This window comes from Aquabacterium sp. (assembly GCF_016195855.1).
Taxonomy (GTDB): Bacteria; Pseudomonadota; Gammaproteobacteria; order Burkholderiales; family Burkholderiaceae_C; genus Aquabacterium.
Genome location: NZ_JACPYU010000010.1, coordinates 317,496 through 336,451, shown reverse-complemented (window position 1 = coordinate 336,451; position 18,956 = coordinate 317,496). Strand labels below are relative to the sequence as shown.

The following is an 18,956-nucleotide window of genomic DNA, read 5'->3' as shown; positions in this document are numbered from 1 at the left end:
CATGGTCACCTCACTACGCATTGGCATCGCCGGCGCGGGCGTGCTGGGGCGCCTGGCGGCCTGGCAACTGGCCCGCCTGGGTCACCAGGTCAGCGTCTTCGATCCGGCCGAGGGCCCCGGCCCCAGCTTTGACGGGCAAGGCGCGGCCGGCTTCACGGCCGCCGGCATGCTCAGCCCGCTGGCCGAGCTGGATGCCGCCGAAACCGATGTGGCCGAGCGCGGCTGGCATTCGATCGAACGCTGGGCGCAGATCACGCAAGAGCTGGCTCGCCTGCACCACCGCCCGCCCCACTTCGACCGCGAAGGCAGCCTGATGGTGGCCCACGGAGCCGATCTGGGGGCCGCGCGCCGTGTGCTGTCGCGCATCGAAACGGGGGCGCGCCAATGGCCGCAGCAGCCTCAGGCCCTGACACCCACCGCCTTGCAAGCCCTGGAGCCCGCCCTGCACGGCAGCGCCGGCCCCCTGCACGCCTGGTTGTTGCCAGGCGAAGGAGCGATCTGTACCGTGGGCACGCTCAAAGCCCTGCAAGCCACCGCGCCCGGCGTGCAGTGGCACTGGCAGCACCGGGTTGAGGCCTTGTCCGCGGGCCAGCTCAGCAGCATCAGCCCCGACCACCCCGAGCCGCAAGCCCACGCCTTTGACTGCGTGATGGACCTGCGTGGCACCGGCGCGCGGGCGTCGACCCCGGTACGCGGGGTGCGCGGCGAGGTCATCTGGCTGCATGCACCTGGCGTGGCCCTGCGCCGCCCGGTGCGCCTGCTGCACCCGCGCCATCGTGTCTACATCGTGCCCCGCCCCGGTGACGTGTTCGTCGTCGGCGCCAGCGAGATCGAAAGCGAAGACCGCTCGGCGGTGTCGCTGCGCTCGGCCGTTGAGCTCATGGCCGCCGCCCACAGCGTGATCCCCGCGCTGGCCGAAGCCCGCATCCTGCGGCTGGACACCAACCTGCGCCCCGCCCTGCCCGACAACCGCCCCGAGATCCACACCGAGCCTGGCCTGATCCGCATCAACGGCTTGTACCGGCACGGCTGGCTGCTGGCGCCGTCCCTGCTGGACGAGGCCTTGTCGCGCGCGGGCCTGGGCGCCTGACGCCACCGAATCCGAGGCCACCGAGCATGAGCCCCACCGCACCCGCCCTCATCACGATCCGCACCGACCAGGGTGCCTTGCAGTTGCCTGCGGGCAGCACGCTCGGCCACGCCCTCGACCACCTGCTGGCGGTGCTGAACAAGCAGCCCGAACAAGTGGCCACCGCCGTCAATGGCGAGTTCGTGCCGCGTGGCGCGCGTGCAGACCATGTCCTGCAAGACGGCGATGCCGTGCTGTGCTTTTCACCAATCACTGGAGGCTAAACATGGCCCCCAGCTCACTTGCGTTCGCGGCCCCCGAGGGGCGCGCATCCCTTGGGGCGGCCCGGCGGGATGCATGCCCACCGCTCACTCACTGAAAGAGACCTGACATGGCAGACACATGGTCCATCGGCGACAAGCCACTCTCTAGCCGCTTCCTGCTGGGCACCGCCGGCTACCCCTCACCCCAGGTGCTGCGCGAAGCCATCGAGGCTTCCGGCGCCCAGGTGCTGACCCTGGGCCTCAAGCGCACCCTGGCCGTGCCCGGTGGCGGGGGCGACAACGGTTTCGTGCAGATCATTCGTGATGCCGCTCGTGATCTGGGTGCGAACCTGCTGCCCAATACAGCCGGTTGCCGCAGCGCCCGCGAGGCCATCAACCTGGCCCACATGGCGCGTGAGCTGCTGGGCACGCACTGGATCAAGCTGGAGGTGGTCGGCGACGAGCAGACACTGCAGCCCGATCCCTTCGAGCTGGTCGAGGCCGCACGGCAACTGGTCAGCGATGGCTTCGAGGTGCTGCCTTATTGCACCGACGACCTGGTCAGCGCGCAACGCCTGGTGGACGCCGGGTGCCGCATCCTCATGCCCTGGGCCGCGCCCATCGGATCGGGCCTGGGCCTGCTCAACCCCTGGGCCCTGCGCACCCTGCGCGCACGCCTGCCGCACATCACCCTGATCGTGGACGCCGGTCTGGGGGCCCCCTCGCACGCCGCCGCCGCGATGGAGCTGGGCATGGACGCCGTGCTGCTGAACTCGGCCGTGTCCCAGTCCGGCAACCCGGTGGCCATGGCCCGCGCCTTTGCCCACGCCATCCAAGGCGGGCGAGCAGGCTTCACGGCCGGCCTGATGCCCACCAGCGATGTGGCCGTGGCGACCACACCCGTGGGTGGACAACCCTTCGTGATTCTTTAAGCCCCCCCTACGCGCTGCGCTGGCTTGCAGCCCGCGCCCTCCCGAAGACGGGAGGGCCCTTCGCCAGGCTCGGACAGTCCTCAAGGACTGTCCAAGTCCGGGCTTAGCCCCCCAGGGGGCACCACTGATGGACCGGCGGAGCCGGATCCATGGTGGTTGCTGGATCTTCTGGCTACTCGTTAATGATGGCGTTCTTTGATGGCTGACACATCGTCTCTTCCTATCATCTGGAGCATCGCCGGGCACGACAGCAGCGGTGGTGCCGGCCTGAGCGCCGACCAGCGCGCCGCCGACGCCATGGGCGCGCACTTGTGCCCCATCGTGGCTTGCGTCACGGCCCAGCACTCATCGGGTGTCGAGGCGATCTTCCCGCTGCCGCTCAACCAGCTCCAGGCCCAACTGCAGGCGCTGAGCCAGGACATGCCCCCCAAGGCCATCAAAACCGGCCTGCTGGGGAACGTGGACCTGATCCGCGCGGTGGCGGCCTGGGTGAAACAGCTGCGCGAGCACCACCCTGAGCTGCCCCTGGTGATCGACCCCGTGCTGGGTGCATCGGCCGGCGGCGCGGCCTTCAGCGACGACGCGGTGGTGCAGGCCTACCGGCGTGAGCTGCTGCCCCTGGCCACCTTGATCACGCCCAACCGCGCCGAGGCCCTGCGCCTGCTGGGCAAACCGGCACGCCACGATGGCGACGCCAACGAACTGCCCGATCTGGCCTCGCTGCTGCGCTCGATGGGCGCACAAGCGGTGGTCATCACCGGCGGGGACGCCCCGCAAGCCGACTGGGCTGTGGACTGGCTGGACACGCCCCACGCGCAAGGCTGGCTGTGCAGCCGCCGCGTGCCCACCCGCCATCACCATGGCAGCGGCTGCACCTTCGCCAGCGCCGCCGCCAGCGCCATGGCCCAAGGGCATGTGAGCGCCGACGCGGTGGTGCTGGCCAAGATGCTGACCACGCAAGCCCTGCTGCATGCCCATGAAGCCGGCCATGGCCCCGGCCCGGTCATGGCCCACATGGGCCAGCCGCTCGGGCCCCTGCCTTACCTGGGCATCGGCCGGGCCCTGCCCTGGCAGGTTCTGCATGGCGACAGCAGCGGCGCACCCTTGTTCCAGCCCTTCGAGCCACCGGCCGACGGGCTCTACGGCATCCTGCCCGACAGCGCACAACTGGATGCCGCGGCCCAGGCCGGGCTGCGGTGCCTGCAACTGCGACACAAGGCCAGCGAGGGGGTGCTGGCCCACATCGAAGCCAGCACCCACGCCTGCATCCAGCACGACGCGCTGCTGTTCGTCAACGACCACTGGCAACACGCCTTGCAGCAAGGCCTGCAGCCCGAGCTGAAACTCGGCCTGCACCTGGGCCAGGAAGACCTGCTCGCACTGGACGAGCCGGCACGCCAGCAGCTGCTGGCCGCCCGCGGGCGCGTGGTGCTGGGCCTGAGTTCGCACAGCGCCTGGGAGCTGGCGCGTGCGGCCGGCTGTGGCGCCAGCCTGATCGCCTGTGGGCCGGTCATGCCCACCACCACCAAGGACATGCCCTGGACCCCGCAGGGTGAACACAATCTGCGCTGGTGGACCCGGCACAGCCCGGCACCCGTGGTGGCCATTGGCGGGCTGCTGACCCCGCAGGACGTCGAACGCTTTGCAGCATGCGGGCCGGCGGCCCTGTGCGTGGTGCGCGGCCTGGGCCAGTCGGACAGCGAGATGCGCGAGCGCGTCCCGCCACTGCGCGCCGCCGTGCGCACCGGGCGTGCACGGGGCCTTGAGCAGGGCGCCCGGCCCCGACGCGGGCTGGATCTGCCCCAGCCCGTGCTGTAGTTGCACAACGTGGCCCCTACCCTGCGGGCGACTCGCTTTTCAGCCTGCACGCTTTCTGATAGCGTTGGGGACACCCGGGTGATGTCAGCAGCCTGGTTACAACAAGCGGAGGAACGCCCTGATCACGCCCCCCGTCCGTCGGCCGCCAGCCTGGCGCCTCTACCTGTACGTGCTGGCGCCTGCCTTGGTGATCGTGGGCCTGGTGGGTGCACTGGCCATCGGCAGTGTCAAGGTGCTGGGGGCGGTGCGAGGCTATGTGGGCGGCGAAAGCCTGTGGTCCAAAGCGCGCAGCGAAGCCGTGCAGCACCTGCGTGAATACGCCAGCAGCCACGCCCCCTCTGAGTTTGTCCAGTTTGAAGCCGCCCTGAAGGTCCCCCTGGGCGACCGGCGCGCGCGCGAAGGCCTGATGCAGGCCCACCCGGACATGGCCGCCATCCGCCAAGGTTTCAAGGATGGCGGCAACCACCCCGACGACATCGACGGCATGATCCAGCTGTTCCTCTACTTTGGTCAGCAGCCCCTCTTCAAACCGTCGATCCTGGCCTGGGTGGAGGGCGACGGGCTCATCGCGCAGCTGCAGGACACGGCCCGGCGGCTCAAGCAACAGGTCGGGCAGCAAGCCTCGCCTGCCGACATCAAAGCCACGCTGGCCCGCGTCAATGAGATCAACGTCCGCCTGTTCCAGGCAGAAATCGCCTTCAGCCGCAACCTGGCGCACGCCTCCCGCATCACGGAACAACTCCTGATCGGCACCATGGCGCTGACCGTGGTGGCCCTGTCGATGGCCGGCTATGTCGTCATGCGCCGTGGCCTGCATCGCCAGCAAGCCTATCAACAGGATTTGCGGCGCGCCAACCGGCGCTGGGAGCTGGCGGTGGTCGGCGCGGAGCTGGGCCTGTTCGACATGGACGTGGACGGCACCGAGATCACCCTGGACGCGCAGGCAGCAGCCTTGTATGGCCTGGGCCGAAGCGCCGTGACCCTGCCTGGCCGGACATGGCTGGAGAGCGTGGTGCCCGAGGACCGACGCCGGGCAGACCAGTTGCGCGAGGAAGCGGCGACCGGCCGCGGCCTGTTCCGGCTGACGATGCGCATCGTGTTGCCTGATGGGCAAAGCCGCTACCTGGAAACCATCGGCAGCCTGTCCGAAAACGGCGACGCAACCAAACCCAGGCTGACGGGCGTGGTGCGCGACGTCACCCAGGAAAAGGCGCGCGCGCGCCTGGCCCTCGAGCGCGATGCGGCCGAGCGGGTCGCCTCGTCCCAACGGGGTTTTCTCTCACGCCTGAGCCACGAGCTGCGCACACCGCTCAATGCCATCCTCGGCTTCGCCCAGCTGCTGTCGATGGACCACCTCCACCCCCTGCCACCCACCCAGCACAAGCAGGTGGAATGGATCCTCGATGCGGGGCATCAACTGCTCAAGCTGGTGGAAGACGTGCTGGACCTCAGCAAGGTCGATGCCGGCGAGATCGGCATGCGCCTGCAGGACTGCGATCTAGGGACCGTGCTCGACAGCAGCCTGGTGCTGATCGAATCGGCCCGGCAGAAAAACGACATCAGCCTCATCAACCGCGTATCGGGCGGTTCCCTGCGGGTGGCCGCCGACGCGCAACGGCTGCAGCAGGTGCTGATCAACCTGCTGACCAATGCCTGCAAATACAACCGGCCTGGTGGCCACGTGACCATCGACGCGCACGAAGAGGCGGACCAGGTGCGCATCGAGATCGCCGACAACGGCATCGGCCTGACGCCTGAAGACGCGGCCTCGCTGTTTCAACCCTTCAGGCGGGTGGCCGCGGCGTCCGTGGGGATCGAGGGCTCAGGACTGGGCCTGTACATCGTCAAGCAGCTGGTCGAGCGCATGAGCGGCACCGTGACCGTCAGCAGCGAACCCGGCGTGGGCTCGCGCTTCACCGTCAGCCTGCCCAAGGCCGCGCTGCCCGATGAGCCTGTCGAGATCACGGCAGCCGCGCCTTCCGACGCCCTCCATCCCGAGGCGATCAAATCCGAAGCGCTCAATGGCTGAGCGTCTATGGCTGAGCTCAGTGGCTGACTGACTCGAACTCACCCTGGTCCAGCCACTCCCGCAGGCTCTTGACCATGTCGCGGTCGTGGTGCAGCCAGGCGTTGTGCCGGTACTCGTTGTAGTAGGCCTCTTCCGCGGTTTGCTCGCCCAGCGCCACGTACACGAACCGCAGCACCATCTGCTTGGCCTGGGGCTCTTCGATGGTGATGGTCAGTCGGATGGGGGCCGTCTCACCGTGTGGCTGGGGCGTGAACTGCAGGCTCTGTTGGGCCACGGCCTGGACCTCGTCCTGCATCACGTGCTGGCCAAAGCGCAGGGTGCGCGCAAACACGCCCGGCGCGGTTTCCTGCCAATCGCAGGACTCGGGGCCATTGGGGAAACGCTGCGGTGTCTGCACACGCACCATCAGGCCCAGCCAGAGTTGCGCACGGGTGAAGCCAGGCACCACCGTCTGCACGGTGACCTGGGGGGAATTGATTTCAATGATGTGCTCGAAACGCATGAGGTGAGCTTACTGCAAGGCAGATCAACACCAGACGGTGCGGTGGTTTTCACATGGCTGAAACGGCGCACGCTGGCTTGACGCGAATATCAGCGCACGTCATCAGGATGATCTCAACGTCACCCAGGTTAGCCCTTGGGCAGACTACACTCGCACCTGCTTGTTTCGTCAACTCCTGCCGCGTTCAGGCGCGGCCACCCGCCCATGTCTCAGTGCACGACCTCCTCCCAGGCTGAAGCCTCGTCCGCGAAGTCAGCGGAACCGGCAGCGAAACCCATCCAGATCGTGCCCAAAAAAGCCGTGCTCAACAGCCACGGCTGCGGCGGGGACTGCACGGACCACGACGACAGCAATGCCCCCTGGCCCCGCGTCAAGGTGCTGGAGTTGCTGAACCTGCCCTTCAACGACCTGATGTGGCAGGCCCAGCAGGTGCACCGCGCCCACTGGGATGCCAACGAGATCGAACACGCCACGCTGCTGTCGGTCAAGACCGGCGGCTGTCCGGAAGACTGTGGCTATTGTCCGCAATCGGCCTCGCACGACACGGGCGTGGAAGCCAGCAAGCTGATGTCGCCCGACGAGGTGCGCGAAGCCGTGGTGGCCGCGCGCGATGCCGGCGCCAGCCGCTTCTGCATGGGTGCCGCCTGGCGCGCCCCGAAAGACCGCGACATCGAGAAGGTGGCCGAGCTGATCGGCGTGATCAAGGACGAGGGCCTGGAGGCCTGCTGCACCCTGGGCATGCTGACCGACACCCAGGCCAAGTCGCTCAAGGACGCCGGCCTGGACTACTACAACCACAACCTGGACACCGCCCCCGAGCTGTACGGCGACATCATCTCCACGCGTGACCTGCAGGATCGCCTGGACACCCTGGGCCATGTGCGCAGCGCCAATATCAAGGTGTGCAGCGGGGGCATTGTCGGCATGGGTGAGACCCGTGAAGGCCGCGCCGGCCTGATCGCGCAACTGGCCAACCTGCCCACCTACCCCGAGTCCGTGCCCATCAACGACCTGGTACGCGTGCCCGGCACCCCGCTGGCCGACACCCCGCCACTGGACCCGCTGGAGTTCGTGCGCACCATCGCCGTGGCCCGCATCACCATGCCCACGGCGCGGGTACGCCTGTCGGCTGGCCGCCAGGCCATGAGCGAGGCCGTGCAGGCCCTGTGCTTCCTGGCTGGCGCCAACTCCATCTTCTATGGCGACAAGCTGCTGACCACCGGCAACCCCGCCTTCGACAATGACCAGGCCCTGATGAAGAAGCTGGGCCTGCGCAGCGGCAAGGCCGTGACCGCCCGGGTGAATGCAGCCTGAAGGCCGTCCCCGTGCATGAGGGACAGCACCGCCGCGTAGGCTGAAACCGACACCCGGTTGTTCCCTCAATTGGCGACCTCATGAGGACGCCATAATCATGTGACTCCCCTACCCCAGGGAAGGAGCGCATTGATGCCGGTCACTCGTCGCCAGCTGTTCAGCCTGCGGGCCACCGTAGGCTATATCGTTTTCGCTGGCGCCTGGATCTTGCTGTCAGACCGGATCCTGGAGTCCTTCAGCGATCCGCGCACGATCGCGCGTTACTCCACGCTCAAGGGCCTGATCTTCATTGCCCTGACGGCCGCCATCTTGTGGGTCACCTTGCAGAACGTGCCCCCGGAAGAGGACATTCGCCTGGCCGACGAGGAGCCTCATCAGGCCATCGGCATGCGGATGCTCTGGGGCATCCTGCCCCCGGTGCTCGGCGCAGCCATTCAATGGGCCTTCTGGCCGCACATCACGCCCTTTGCCTGGCTCCTGCTTTACCCCGCGGTATTCACGGCCGCGTGGCTGGGCGGCTGGTTGTCGGGCTTCATGGCCACGGCCTTGTCGGCCCTTCTGTGCTGGTATGCCTTCGTGCCACCGCAGATGGTCTGGACGCTCGACAAGCCTGCATCGGTCATCGGCATCGGTGTCTTCTTTGCCATGGGCACCCTTGTCAGCCTGGTCATGGCCTGGCTCAGAAGGGCCGAGCACCGCGCAGGCAACAGCAAGTTCGAAGCCCTGGTCGAGCAGACGCTGGCGGGCATCTACATCATCCAGGGTGACCGCTTTCGCTACGTCAACCCCGAGTTCGCACACATGCTGGGCTATGACGACCCTGACCAGATCATCAACAAGGTCTCGGTCAGCGCCGTGGTCTCCCCTCACGACCGGGCACGTGTGGCCGAGCATTTGCAAAGTCGATTCAACGACCCGAGCAAGGAAGCCCGTTATGGCTTCACCGCTTTGTGCCGGGATGGCAGCACGATCGAGCTGGAAGTACATGGCCGGGGGCTGGACACCACCACAGGCCGGGTGATCATTGGCCTGGCGCTGGACGTGAGCGAGCGGCGCCGGACCGAACTGGCGCTGCAGGAGAAACAAGCCCTGCTCGACCGCATGAGCCTGCTGGCCAAGGTCGGCGGCTGGCGTGTGGACGTGGACACCAAGCTGGGCACGCGCACCGATGGCGCCGCACGCATCCTGGATCTGGACCCCAGCCTGCCCGAATCACTCCTGTTCAAGGACGGCCTGCGCTACTTCCAGGGCGAACATCATGCGCTGATCACCCAGGCGATCAGGCGGGCCATCGAGCAGGGCCAGCCCTATGCCCTGGAGCTGGAGTTGATCAGCGCCAAGGGTGTGCGCAAATGGATCCGCACGCAAGGTGAGCCCATCTGGCAGGACGGGCGCGTGGTGCGCATCGAGGGCGCGCTCCAGGACATCAGCGAGGTGCAGCAAGCGCGCGCCGCCCTGCAAGCCCATCAGGAGCGGCTGGAGCAGACGGTGCGCGAGCGCACGGCCGAGCTGGAGGTGGCCCGCCAGGAAGCCGAGCACCTGGCGCGGATCAAGTCCGAGTTCCTCGCCAACATGAGCCACGAAATCCGCACGCCGCTCAACGGGGTGCTGGGCCTGGCGCAAATCGGCTACCGCGACCACAAGGGGCCGGCCCGCGAGGTGTTCGAGCAGATCATCGCCTCGGGACGCCTGCTGCTGGGCGTCATCAATGACATCCTGGACTTCTCCAAGATCGAGGCGGGCAAGCTGCACATCGAATACCAGCCGCTCGACCTGCATCAACTGCTGTGGCGCTCCAGCAAGCTGGTGCAGGACAAGGCCAGCGAAAGAGGCCTGAACCTGGTCGTCGACATGGATCCTGATCTGCCGACGTCCTGCCTGGGTGATGCCTTGCGCCTGGAGCAGATCCTGCTCAATCTGCTGTCCAACGCGGTCAAGTTCACCACCAACGGCACGGTACGCCTGACCGCCTGCGCGCGCCAGGATCGCCTGGTGCTGAGCGTGACCGACACCGGCATCGGCATGACACCGACCCAGTTGGAGGGCCTCTTTCGCCCTTTCGAGCAGGCCGATGGTTCGACCACACGGCAATACGGCGGCACCGGCCTGGGCTTGAGCATCACCAAACGGCTGGTGGAGATGCTCAATGGCGTCATCCACGTGCACAGCACACCCGGGCAAGGCACGCGCTTCGAGGTCGTGCTCCCGCTGATCCTGGGCGAGCAAGCCGCCGCACCGGCGTCTGCGGCCTCGGAGGCCTGGATGGCATCCGCCCCCGCCCCGCTGGACGGTGTTGAAACCTTGCGTGCCCCCAGGCTGGCAGGTGTGCGCGTCCTGGCCGCCGAAGACAACCTGGTCAACCAGATGGTGTTGACCGAGCTGCTGGGCTATGAAGGCGCACAGGTGACCATGAGCGAAAGCGGCAGCGCCGCCATTGCGCAACTGGCCCGAAACGGCACCCAGGCCTATGACCTCGTGCTCATGGACATCCAGATGCCCGGCATGGACGGCTACGAGGCCACCCGGCACATCAAGGCCATGGCCCCGCACCTGCCGGTGATCGGCCAGACGGCCCACGCCATGGCCGAAGAGCATGCCAAGTGCCGAGAGGCCGGCATGGTGGACCTGGTGATCAAGCCCATCGAGCTGGAAATCCTGGTGCAAACCATTCGCCGGCACGTTCCCGCCTCGACCACCTCGGTGCACTGAGACAGGCGAAGCGGTCATTTGGCCGTGAAAAACGTGTTTAGACCTGACATGGCCTGACCGGCCAACAGCGCACGATAGGTGCAAGGTGAGCGTTTGTCTCGCATCTGCCCCCGTTGCCCCTCGCGCCATGGATAAAAAACAGCAAGCCCCCCGGTCCGGTCGTGCCGCGACCAAAAAAGCCCCAGCCCGCCAGGCCAGCACCGCCAGCAAGCCGCGCAAAGCGGCCTCAGGCGATGTGATCCCCTCCAGCCGGCAACGCCGCATCGAGGCCATCGTGAGCGATCAGGCCACCGAGGCGGCACAGCAGGCCAAGCTCGCCGCCCTGCACGACATCGTGCGGCAGACGCCGCCACATGATCTGGCCCATGCGCTGGAGGCGGTGCTCAAGGGCTCGGCCCCCGATGACGCGGCCCTGCTGCGCGCGGCCTTGCAGGGCAAGCTCAACGGCAACGCCCCCAAGCTGAACCCCGACGAGGAGCTGGCGCCGCACTGGCGTGATGCCACGGCCTACCCCTACAACAACCTCATGGCCCGCAAGAGCTACGAGAAGCAGAAGTACCGCCTGCAGGTCGAATTGCTCAAGCTGCAGGCCTGGGTGAAGGCCACCGGCGCCAAGGTCGTGATCCTGTTCGAGGGACGTGATGCGGCCGGCAAAGGCGGCACCATCAAGCGCATGATGGAACACCTCAACCCGCGCGGTGCGCGCGTGGTGGCGCTGGAAAAACCCAGCGATGTGGAGCGCGGCCAGTGGTACTTCCAGCGCTATGTGCAGCACCTGCCCACGGCCGGCGAGATCGTGCTGTTTGACCGCAGCTGGTACAACCGCGCCGGGGTCGAGCATGTGATGGGCTTTTGCTCACCCGAGGAATACCGCGAGTTCATGCGCCAGGCGCCCGAGTTCGAGCGCAACCTGGTGCGGTCGGGTGTGCACCTGATCAAGTTCTGGTTCTCGGTGAGCCGCAAGGAGCAACGCCGCCGCTTCAAGGAGCGCGAGACGCACCCGCTCAAGCAGTGGAAGCTGTCACCGGTTGACCTGGCCTCGCTGGACAAGTGGGACAACTACACGCGCGCCAAGGAAGCGATGTTCTTCCACACCGACACGGCCGACTCGCCCTGGACGGTGATCAAGAGCGATTGCAAGAAGCGCGCGCGGCTCAATGCCATGCGCTACCTGCTCTACAAGCTGCCCTATGCCAGCAAGGACCTGGGCAATGTGCCCCAGCCCGACCCGCTGCTGGTGGGGCGCGCCAATGTGGTCTACGAGCGGGGTGAGACGCCGGCAGCGCCGCACGACGAGAACTGAGCGAGGCGGCTCCGTCGCGCGGTCAGTCGGGTGGTCAATCGCGTTTCTTGGGCACCCACGCCCAGACCATCTCGCACTGAATGGGCTCCTGGCCCGATTCGTCGGTGATGGTCACCGGCACGGTCACTTCGCCCTTGTCCTGCGTGAGGATCTGCTGGATCTGGTCGGGGCGCAGCTGGGCCACGGCCTTCATGTCGCCCACCGAGCGCTTGAGGTAATCCACCTTCATCGTCTTGATCAGGGGCAGCTTGTCGTCGGGCACGTTCATGCCCACGCAAAAGCCGGTGGCCGTTTCGGCCAGCAGGGCCATGGCCGCCGCGTGCACACCCTTGATGTGGTTCTGCACCTTGCGGCGGTTGCGGATGCTGACCACCACCCGTGCGTTGCTGAGCTCTTCAAAACGCAAGCTGGCCGTGCCCACCAGTGGCACCACATTGCCCAGCACGAAGCTGGTGAGCCAGGGGCTCAGCGTGCCAGGCAGGCCCTGGAACTTGGCAACGGTGCGACTGAGTTGATTGGGCTTGCTGCTCATGCGGACTCCATGTGAACTGGGGCCGCATGGTAGCGGATTGCAGCCCCCGAATCACGCCCCGGCCGATGAAGGGGTCGCCAGAAGATCCGCGAGCACGGCCGCATCAAAGGCCGGTGCATGGGGTGCGATCAATGCGCGCTGGTCCGTGCCACTCACGCCCATCCAGCCCGCCAGGACGGCGGCCAGCTGGTCCACGGCCATCGAGGGCAGCAGCCGACCCTGGCCGATGTCCTGCGCGCCCAGCAGGCCGGGGTCGGGCAAATCGCCATAGAAGCGCCCGCCACGCACGGCACCACCCAGGACGAAGTGGTAGCTGCCCCAGCCATGGTCGGAGCCATCGCCATTGCTGCTGAGCGTGCGCCCGAAGTCGCTGGCGGTGAAGGTGGTGACCTGATCGGCCACACCCAGCTCGTTGGTGGCGTCGCCAAAACTCTTGAGCGAGCTGGCCACCTGGCCCAGCAGCACGGGGTGTCGGCTCATCAGGTTGTCGTGCATGTCAAAACCGCCCAGGGTGACAAAGAACACCTGCCGCTTGAGGCCCAGCTTGCTGCGTGCGGCGATCATGCGTGCCACCATCTTCAGCTGGGTCGCCAGGCTGTTGTCCGCGGCGAAGGCCGTGGTCAAGGCGCCGGTGCCAGACAGCGCAGCGCTCAGGTTAACTTGCGCGTCGATGGCCCGGCTCATCACCTGCGCGTGCGCGCGCGCCATCACATGCGTGCTGCTGGTCTGGGTCACCACGCGCTTGAACAAGGCCGAGCAGGCGGCCGAGCCATACATGGTGCCGTCTATGGGCTGCAGGGGCGCGGGCCCGTAGGGGTTGAGCATATAGGGCACCACCTGCTCCCCCGAGACATACACCGCGTTGCCTGCGAGGTTGATGCAGGTGAAAGCAGCCTGGCCATTGCCCGAGGCGAACAGATCCCCCATGCGCCCACCCCACCCCGGCTGCGCGCCCTCCTGGTGGTAGGACTGCCAGGCGGACTGCTGGTCATTGTGCGAGAACAGCTTGGGGGGCAAAGGCACGTTCTGCGCCTTGTAGCCTGCCAGCGTGGTGGGCTGAACCAGCGGCCCGATGTTGAGCAGCACAGCCAGCTTGCCGGCATCGAAATACGGCTTGATGGGCGCCAGCGCAGGGGCCAGGGCCATCTGGCGGGCACCTGTCAGTGGCACGGTGGGTTGCAAGGCTGTGGCCTGCAGGCTGCTTTGCGCCAGCGACAAACCACCGCGCGCGGCGGCATACAGCGCGTAGCTGGCGTTGTCGAACGGGATGAGCGTGTTGGCGTGGTCGTTGCCGCCTTGCAGGAACACGCACACCAGGGCCTTGTAGCCGTCAGCGGTAGACGTGGCTGCAGCGGCATCGGCCATGGCCGCCAGGTTGAAGGCCCAGGGTGCTGCCGTGCCCATCATGGACAAGGCGCTGGCACGACGCAGGAAGGCGCGGCGGCTCGCATCGATTCGAGACATGGAGGGGCCTTTCTTCAGCGTTGAACCAGAAACTCGGGCGAGCACAGCACGGTCAACATGGCGGTGACCACACGCCGTTTGGCGCCATCGGGCAGGTCCAGCGGCAAGGTGGCCAGGGCCGTGCTCAGGTCCGACACCAGCGCGGCCGACAGGGTGCGCCCGGTGAACAAGAGGTTGATGCGGTCGACCAGCCTGGCGGGGTCGCTGGCCAGCGGCAGCCAGTCGCTGTAGTCCACACCGATGTTGGCCGCGCCATTGGGCAGGATGCCGAACAGGAAGTTCACGTAGCCGATCACCGAGGATTCATCGGTGATCTGGAACTCGGGGGCCACCAGGCCCTGCTGCGCCATCGTCGTGTTCAGGGGCACATAACCGGGCCGAAAGAAGTTGAACACCGATGGGGACCGCAAGGGGCTTTGCCCCAGGCGCTCTGGCGAGGACAGGTCACCCACGCTCCACAGGCCATCGCTGCTTTGCAGCTTGACCACGCGTGCCCATTGCAGAAAGCGCAGGATGGGTTCACGCAGCTTGCCCATCTCATCGTCGGGCAAGGGGGACAGCCTCAGGCGGGCTTCACCGTCCATCAACACGGCGCGGATCACTGCCTGCATGTCACCACGTACCCCGGCCCCGTTGTCATTGAAGGCACGGGCCACGCGGGAGATGTAGTCGCCGCTGGGGTTGCTGCTGGTCAGGCGCTGGATCAGCTGGCGCGCGATGAAGGGCCCGACATTGGGGTGCGCAAAAATGGTATCCAGGGCCTGCTGGAAGGCTTGCTGCCCCGGTGTGCTGCCCGCGATGGTGGTGCCCAGGAAGGACTTGTCGAGCGTGCTGTGGTCAGCCTGGTTGAAGGCCATGGGCCTTTGTGTGTAGCCGGGCGTGGTGCCGTCGTACCCGTCCAGATTCCAGCCGGTGAACACGCGTGCCAGGCCGGTGATGTCGGCCATGTTGTAGGTGTCCACGGGCTCCCCATTGGCGCCGAGCTGGGGGGTGCCGTCGAGGTTGAGCCGCACCAGGCCAATGGTGAACAGCTGCAGCAGCTCGCGTGCGAAGTTCTCGTCAGGGCGGCGGCCACTGTTGTCTTCCTTTCGGCTGCCGCTCATGCTGAGGTAGACGCCCATGGCGGGCGACAAGGCCACCTGCTCCAGCAGCTGCCGGAAGTTGCCAAAGCAATGGGCTTCCAGCATCTCCCAATACGACACGCACAGCATCTGCCCCCAGGGCACCGGCATGTTGCGCACCGACACCACGAAGATCTCGGACAAGGCCAGCACCACACGCTGGCGCAGCACATCGGGTGCGTTGACGAGGCGGAACCACAAGGCGTTGTCCACCCCCACGTCGGTGGACTTGTACTGCGCCGCATGGAAGCCCATGTCGCGCGCCCAGTTCCACAAGGGCGTAGACAGCGGCATGGCGAACTGCTTGTCCAACCAGGCGCCATAGCCCAGTTGCGTCAGGTCGGCGCAATCGGACGGGGTGCATGCCAGGCTGGCCTGGCCCAGGAAGCGCGCGGCATCGTCCTCGGTCGGCGGGCCCAGTTGCTCATCGGTGCAAGCGGCCAACAAGCCCGCAGCCACGCCCGCAGCGGCCAGCACGGCCAGGGGCCGATCGGCCCGTCGCGCTGGCGACACGTCCTCGGATGCTTCCATGACACGCTCCCCATTTGATATTCATGGGGCGCGAATCTACGTAATGCCGTCGCATGAGACGCAACCAGATGTTGACCTGGCAAACCCTGATCAGAAGAGCCCGGCCAGTGGGCTGGCCCCAGGGAAGTTCGCCAGGTGCGGTGCGATCTGTTGCAAAGCAAGGGGATCTGTTACGCCCATCCAGCCGGCCAGTGCGGCCGCCAGGTGGTCCACCGAGGTAGTGGGCAGCAAGCGCCCCTGGCCGATGTTGTGCTCACCGGCCTCGAAGTCGCTCACGTCGGGCCAGGTGCCATAGAGTTGACCGCCCTTGACGGCGCCGCCCAGCACAAAGTGGTGGCTGCCCCAGCCGTGATCGGAGCCGTCGCCATTGGAGGTGAGCGTGCGCCCGAAGTCGCTGGCGGTGAAGGCCGTGACCTGGTCGAGCATGCCCATGTCACGCAGGTCATTGTCCAGCTGTGCCATGGCCGCAGCCAGTTTGCCCAGCAAGACCGGGTGCGTGCCCTGGAAGTTGTCATGCAGGTCAAAGCCGCCCATCGACACGAAGAACACCTGGCGCTTGACGCCACCGGCGCCGCCCAACTGGCCATGTGCCGCGATGATGCGCGCCGCCGTGCTGAGTTGCTGGGCCAGCGCGTTGCCGTCAACGTAGCGCGCAGGCGGCACGCTCACGCTCGCAAGCTGCTCGATCAACTGGCTGTTGGTGTTCATGGCCCGGCGCATGATGGCGCTGTGCTCCTTGGCCAGGCGGTGGACAGTGGGTTGCTCGGTCGAGACCAGGGATCGGAACGCGTCCACACAAGCTTGCGAGCCGAACAGGTTGGCGGCGTCCTTGGCCTTCAAGGGGACCGGGCCGAGGGGGTTGACCATGAACTGCCCGGCTTGTTGCCCGGCCAGGTACACGGCATTGCCGGACAGGTTCACGCAGGTCAGCGAGGCCGCTGCGTTCCTGGACAGGCCGGCATCGCCAATCAGGCCGCCCCAACCGACAGTGCTGCCTTCTGCGCCATAGGACTGCCACACCGATTGCTGGTCGTTGTGGGAGAAGAGCTTGTCGGGCAGGCTCACGCTGTGCTGCTGGAACTGCGCTTTGGTCGTCGGCTGGTGCAGCGGGCCCATGTTGAGCAGGACGGCCAGGCGCCTTTGATCGTTGAAGAGCGGCCGCAGCTTGTCCAGGGCCTGGGGCAAGGCCAGCGTGGGGGTACCGACCGCGCTCGGGGTGACGGGCTGCAGTTGCCGGGTGAGCAATTCCGCACGGGGCAGGGCCAGTGCCCCTCTGAGCCGCGCATACAAGGCATAACCGGCGTCGTCAACCGGGACGATGGTGTTGCCCTGGTCATTGCCCCCATGCAGGAAGATGCAGATCAGGGCCTTGTAGTCGTCTGTAGGGCTGGCTTGGGCGGCAGCGGCCTGCGCCATGGCGGCCAGGTTCATGGCCCAGGGTGCGGCCATGGTGGCCAGGGACAAGGTGCCACTGCGGCGCAGGAAACCTCGGCGGGTGATGTGGTTGTGGTTCATGCTCTTGGGCTCCCTCAGCGCTGGATCATGTAGTCCGGCGACGTCAGCATCAGATAGAAAGCGGCCTTGACGCGGTTGGCCAGGCGCACGCTGGTATCCGCTGGCATGGTCTTGATCGCTGCCACGATGACGTCGACGGTGACGCTGGCCAGGTTGCGTGCCGTGAGCATGAGGTTGAGCCGGTCCACCAGCTTGGCGGCATCGGTGGCGATGTCTGTCCATTCGCTGTAGTCGACCACGATCTTCATGTCGGGTTCGCCATCCAGGTGGGTCAGCATGAAGTTGGCATAACCCACCACGGTGGACTCATCGGTGATCTGGAACTCGGGTGCCACGAAGCCATCGGCGCTGACCCCGGAGTTCAGCGGCACATAACCCGGCCGGAAGAAGTTGAACACCGAGGGCGCACGCATGGGGCTTTGCGCCAGCCGATCGGCGGTGGACAGATCAGGAATGGACCAGGCACCATCGGACGATGTCAGGCGCGCCAAGCGGCCCCATTGCAGGAAGCGCAGCATGGGTTCACGCAGCTTGGCGCGCTGCACGGCCTCGATGCCGGTGAGCGTGTCTCGGGCCATCCGGTCCGTCAGGATGGCGCGGATGACGGCCTTCATGTCCCCGCGGATGCCCTGCCCGTTGTCAACGAACTTGGCGGCCACGCGCAGCACGTAGTCCGGCGTCGGGTTGCTCATGACCAGGCGCTGGATCAGCTGCCTGGAAATGAAGAAGGGCACGTTGTGGTGGGCACAAATGTGGTCCAGGGCCTTTTCGAGATCGCCCCTAGCGTCATTGGCTTTGGCAGGAATGGTCAGGCCCAGGAAGGTCTTGCTGGACTCGTCATGCAGCGCTGGATTGGGCACCATGGGCCGACGCGTGTAGGACGGCGTGGTGTCGCTGGCGACATACGTTGGCGGCGTACCCGGCTTGTCCACATCGAAGTCCCAGCCGCTGAGCGCCTTGGCCAGCTGCATGACGTCTTCATTGCTGTACGTGTCTTGCGCGGTCGGCAAGCCGTTGTTGTCAAGCACCTTCAAACCAATCGTGAACAGCTGCAGCAGTTCGCGTGCGTAGTTCTCGTCGGGGCGGCGCCCACTCACGCTGTCGGCCTTCTGGCTGCCGCGCATGCTCAGGTACACGCCCATGGCCGGCGACAGGGTGATGCGCTCGATCAGTTCACGGAAGTTGCCAAAGCAATAGGTCTCCAGCGTGTCCCAGTAGGCCAGGCAAGCGAACTGCCCCCAGGGAATGGGCAGGTTGTTCATGGAGACCACGAAGATCTCGGACAAGGCCAGCACGATGCGTTGGCGCAGCACATCCTTGGCATTGAACAACCTGTACCAGAGGATGTTGTCGACGATGGCGTTCTGGTTGATGTTGCCAGCTTCTTTGGCTTGCCCCAGGTCCATGGCAAGCTGCCACAACGAGCCAACGGGCGCCACGGCGAACTGCTGGTCCAGCCAGGTGTTGAAGTCCAGCTTGCTGGCGGTCAGCGCCTTGACCTCGGCGGTCGTGGCACCCAGGCCAGCCTGGTCCAGAAAGCGCACCGCCTGCTCTTCTTGCTGCGGCGTGACGGTCTGGTCCACCTGAGCGGGTTGCGCGGTGGCATCTGTTTCAGGCTTGCCATCGCCCGCCCCGCAAGCGGCCAAGGCCGCACTGCTGATGGCGGCCAGGCCCCATGTCCTGCTTGAAGTGGTTTCAACTTGCTCGGACGCACGTGCGCCCACAGGCGCCGCCAAGGCGCCCTCTTCCCTGTTGTTCATTATGCCTGCCTGATTTGTCTACGGGCAGACTCTAACGCAGCGACCGCAGGGACTCAATGACAAAGCCGACACACCCCTGCAAACAGGGGCAGCG

The 18,956-nt window shown here is 66.4% G+C and carries 14 protein-coding genes; 8 read left to right on the top strand and 6 right to left on the bottom strand.

Translation table 11 applies throughout. The features are described 5' to 3' along the window. Position 1 precedes the first annotated feature (1 nt). The 5 genes from HY019_RS09905 (at position 2) to HY019_RS09885 (ending at position 6,111) form a co-directional block, all read left to right on the top strand. The gene (locus tag HY019_RS09905; RefSeq protein WP_290691403.1) at positions 2–1,090 is read left to right on the top strand and encodes an FAD-dependent oxidoreductase; all 1,089 of its coding nucleotides are present in this window, start codon (positions 2–4) and stop codon (positions 1,088–1,090) included. A 26-nt stretch (positions 1,091–1,116) separates the two neighbouring features. After that, positions 1,117–1,353 carry a sulfur carrier protein ThiS gene (thiS, locus tag HY019_RS09900; RefSeq protein WP_290691399.1) on the top strand — a complete coding sequence of 79 codons (237 nt, stop codon included), beginning with the start codon at positions 1,117–1,119 and terminating at the stop codon, positions 1,351–1,353. A gap of 107 nt (positions 1,354–1,460) precedes the next feature. Beyond that, complete coding sequence (locus HY019_RS09895) at positions 1,461–2,264, top strand: thiazole synthase (protein WP_290691395.1); 804 nt, start codon at positions 1,461–1,463, stop codon at positions 2,262–2,264. A gap of 198 nt (positions 2,265–2,462) precedes the next feature. Next, complete coding sequence (thiD, locus tag HY019_RS09890; RefSeq protein ID WP_290691392.1) at positions 2,463–4,082, top strand: bifunctional hydroxymethylpyrimidine kinase/phosphomethylpyrimidine kinase; 1,620 nt, start codon at positions 2,463–2,465, stop codon at positions 4,080–4,082. 169 nt (positions 4,083–4,251) lie between these two features. Further along, positions 4,252–6,111: a sensor histidine kinase gene (locus HY019_RS09885; protein WP_290691387.1), complete on the top strand. Its 1,860-nt coding sequence runs from the start codon at positions 4,252–4,254 to the stop codon at positions 6,109–6,111. 16 nt (positions 6,112–6,127) lie between these two features. On the opposite strand, the gene HY019_RS09880 is transcribed toward HY019_RS09885, so the two are convergent. Continuing rightward, positions 6,128–6,613, bottom strand: a complete 486-nt coding sequence (locus HY019_RS09880) for an AtaL-like protein (RefSeq protein ID WP_290691384.1) — start codon at positions 6,611–6,613, stop codon at positions 6,128–6,130. A 204-nt stretch (positions 6,614–6,817) separates the two neighbouring features. On the opposite strand from HY019_RS09880, the gene bioB reads away from it, so the two are divergent. The 3 genes from bioB to ppk2 all read left to right on the top strand — a co-directional run bounded on the left by bioB (position 6,818) and on the right by ppk2 (position 11,939). After that, a complete protein-coding gene (gene bioB / locus HY019_RS09875) occupies positions 6,818–7,927 on the top strand; it encodes a biotin synthase BioB (RefSeq protein ID WP_290691379.1) in 1,110 nt (369 codons plus the stop codon). A 132-nt stretch (positions 7,928–8,059) separates the two neighbouring features. Beyond that, on the top strand, positions 8,060–10,636 hold the full coding sequence (locus tag HY019_RS09870; RefSeq protein WP_290691375.1) for an ATP-binding protein: 2,577 nt from the start codon (positions 8,060–8,062) through the stop codon (positions 10,634–10,636). Positions 10,637–10,763: 127 nt separating this feature from the next. Continuing rightward, the gene (gene ppk2, locus HY019_RS09865; protein ID WP_290691372.1) at positions 10,764–11,939 is read left to right on the top strand and encodes a polyphosphate kinase 2; all 1,176 of its coding nucleotides are present in this window, start codon (positions 10,764–10,766) and stop codon (positions 11,937–11,939) included. A 34-nt stretch (positions 11,940–11,973) separates the two neighbouring features. Here the strand turns inward: ppk2 and HY019_RS09860 are convergent, their stop codons facing one another. The 5 genes from HY019_RS09860 to HY019_RS09840 form a co-directional block, all read right to left on the bottom strand. After that, positions 11,974–12,471, bottom strand: a complete 498-nt coding sequence (locus HY019_RS09860; protein WP_290691368.1) for a DUF4442 domain-containing protein — start codon at positions 12,469–12,471, stop codon at positions 11,974–11,976. Positions 12,472–12,522: 51 nt separating this feature from the next. Next, a complete protein-coding gene (locus HY019_RS09855; protein WP_290691365.1) occupies positions 12,523–13,935 on the bottom strand; it encodes a DUF1501 domain-containing protein in 1,413 nt (470 codons plus the stop codon). 14 nt (positions 13,936–13,949) lie between these two features. Next, a complete protein-coding gene (locus tag HY019_RS09850; RefSeq protein WP_290691362.1) occupies positions 13,950–15,587 on the bottom strand; it encodes a DUF1800 domain-containing protein in 1,638 nt (545 codons plus the stop codon). A gap of 90 nt (positions 15,588–15,677) precedes the next feature. Further along, the gene (locus HY019_RS09845) at positions 15,678–17,102 is read right to left on the bottom strand and encodes a DUF1501 domain-containing protein (RefSeq protein ID WP_290691359.1); all 1,425 of its coding nucleotides are present in this window, start codon (positions 17,100–17,102) and stop codon (positions 15,678–15,680) included. 14 nt (positions 17,103–17,116) lie between these two features. Further along, complete coding sequence (locus HY019_RS09840) at positions 17,117–18,862, bottom strand: DUF1800 family protein (protein WP_290691355.1); 1,746 nt, start codon at positions 18,860–18,862, stop codon at positions 17,117–17,119. Positions 18,863–18,956 lie beyond the last annotated feature (94 nt).

Coding starts and splice junctions, on each gene's coding strand:
- HY019_RS09905 (WP_290691403.1), top strand. CDS start 2: ATGGTCACCTCACTACGCATTGGCATCGCCGGCGCGGGCGTGCTGGGG.
- thiS (WP_290691399.1), top strand. CDS start 1,117: ATGAGCCCCACCGCACCCGCCCTCATCACGATCCGCACCGACCAGGGT.
- HY019_RS09895 (WP_290691395.1), top strand. CDS start 1,461: ATGGCAGACACATGGTCCATCGGCGACAAGCCACTCTCTAGCCGCTTC.
- thiD (WP_290691392.1), top strand. CDS start 2,463: ATGGCTGACACATCGTCTCTTCCTATCATCTGGAGCATCGCCGGGCAC.
- HY019_RS09880 (WP_290691384.1), bottom strand. CDS start 6,613: ATGCGTTTCGAGCACATCATTGAAATCAATTCCCCCCAGGTCACCGTG.
- bioB (WP_290691379.1), top strand. CDS start 6,818: ATGTCTCAGTGCACGACCTCCTCCCAGGCTGAAGCCTCGTCCGCGAAG.
- HY019_RS09870 (WP_290691375.1), top strand. CDS start 8,060: ATGCCGGTCACTCGTCGCCAGCTGTTCAGCCTGCGGGCCACCGTAGGC.
- ppk2 (WP_290691372.1), top strand. CDS start 10,764: ATGGATAAAAAACAGCAAGCCCCCCGGTCCGGTCGTGCCGCGACCAAA.
- HY019_RS09860 (WP_290691368.1), bottom strand. CDS start 12,471: ATGAGCAGCAAGCCCAATCAACTCAGTCGCACCGTTGCCAAGTTCCAG.
- HY019_RS09855 (WP_290691365.1), bottom strand. CDS start 13,935: ATGTCTCGAATCGATGCGAGCCGCCGCGCCTTCCTGCGTCGTGCCAGC.
- HY019_RS09850 (WP_290691362.1), bottom strand. CDS start 15,587: ATGGAAGCATCCGAGGACGTGTCGCCAGCGCGACGGGCCGATCGGCCC.
- HY019_RS09845 (WP_290691359.1), bottom strand. CDS start 17,102: ATGAACCACAACCACATCACCCGCCGAGGTTTCCTGCGCCGCAGTGGC.
- HY019_RS09840 (WP_290691355.1), bottom strand. CDS start 18,862: ATGAACAACAGGGAAGAGGGCGCCTTGGCGGCGCCTGTGGGCGCACGT.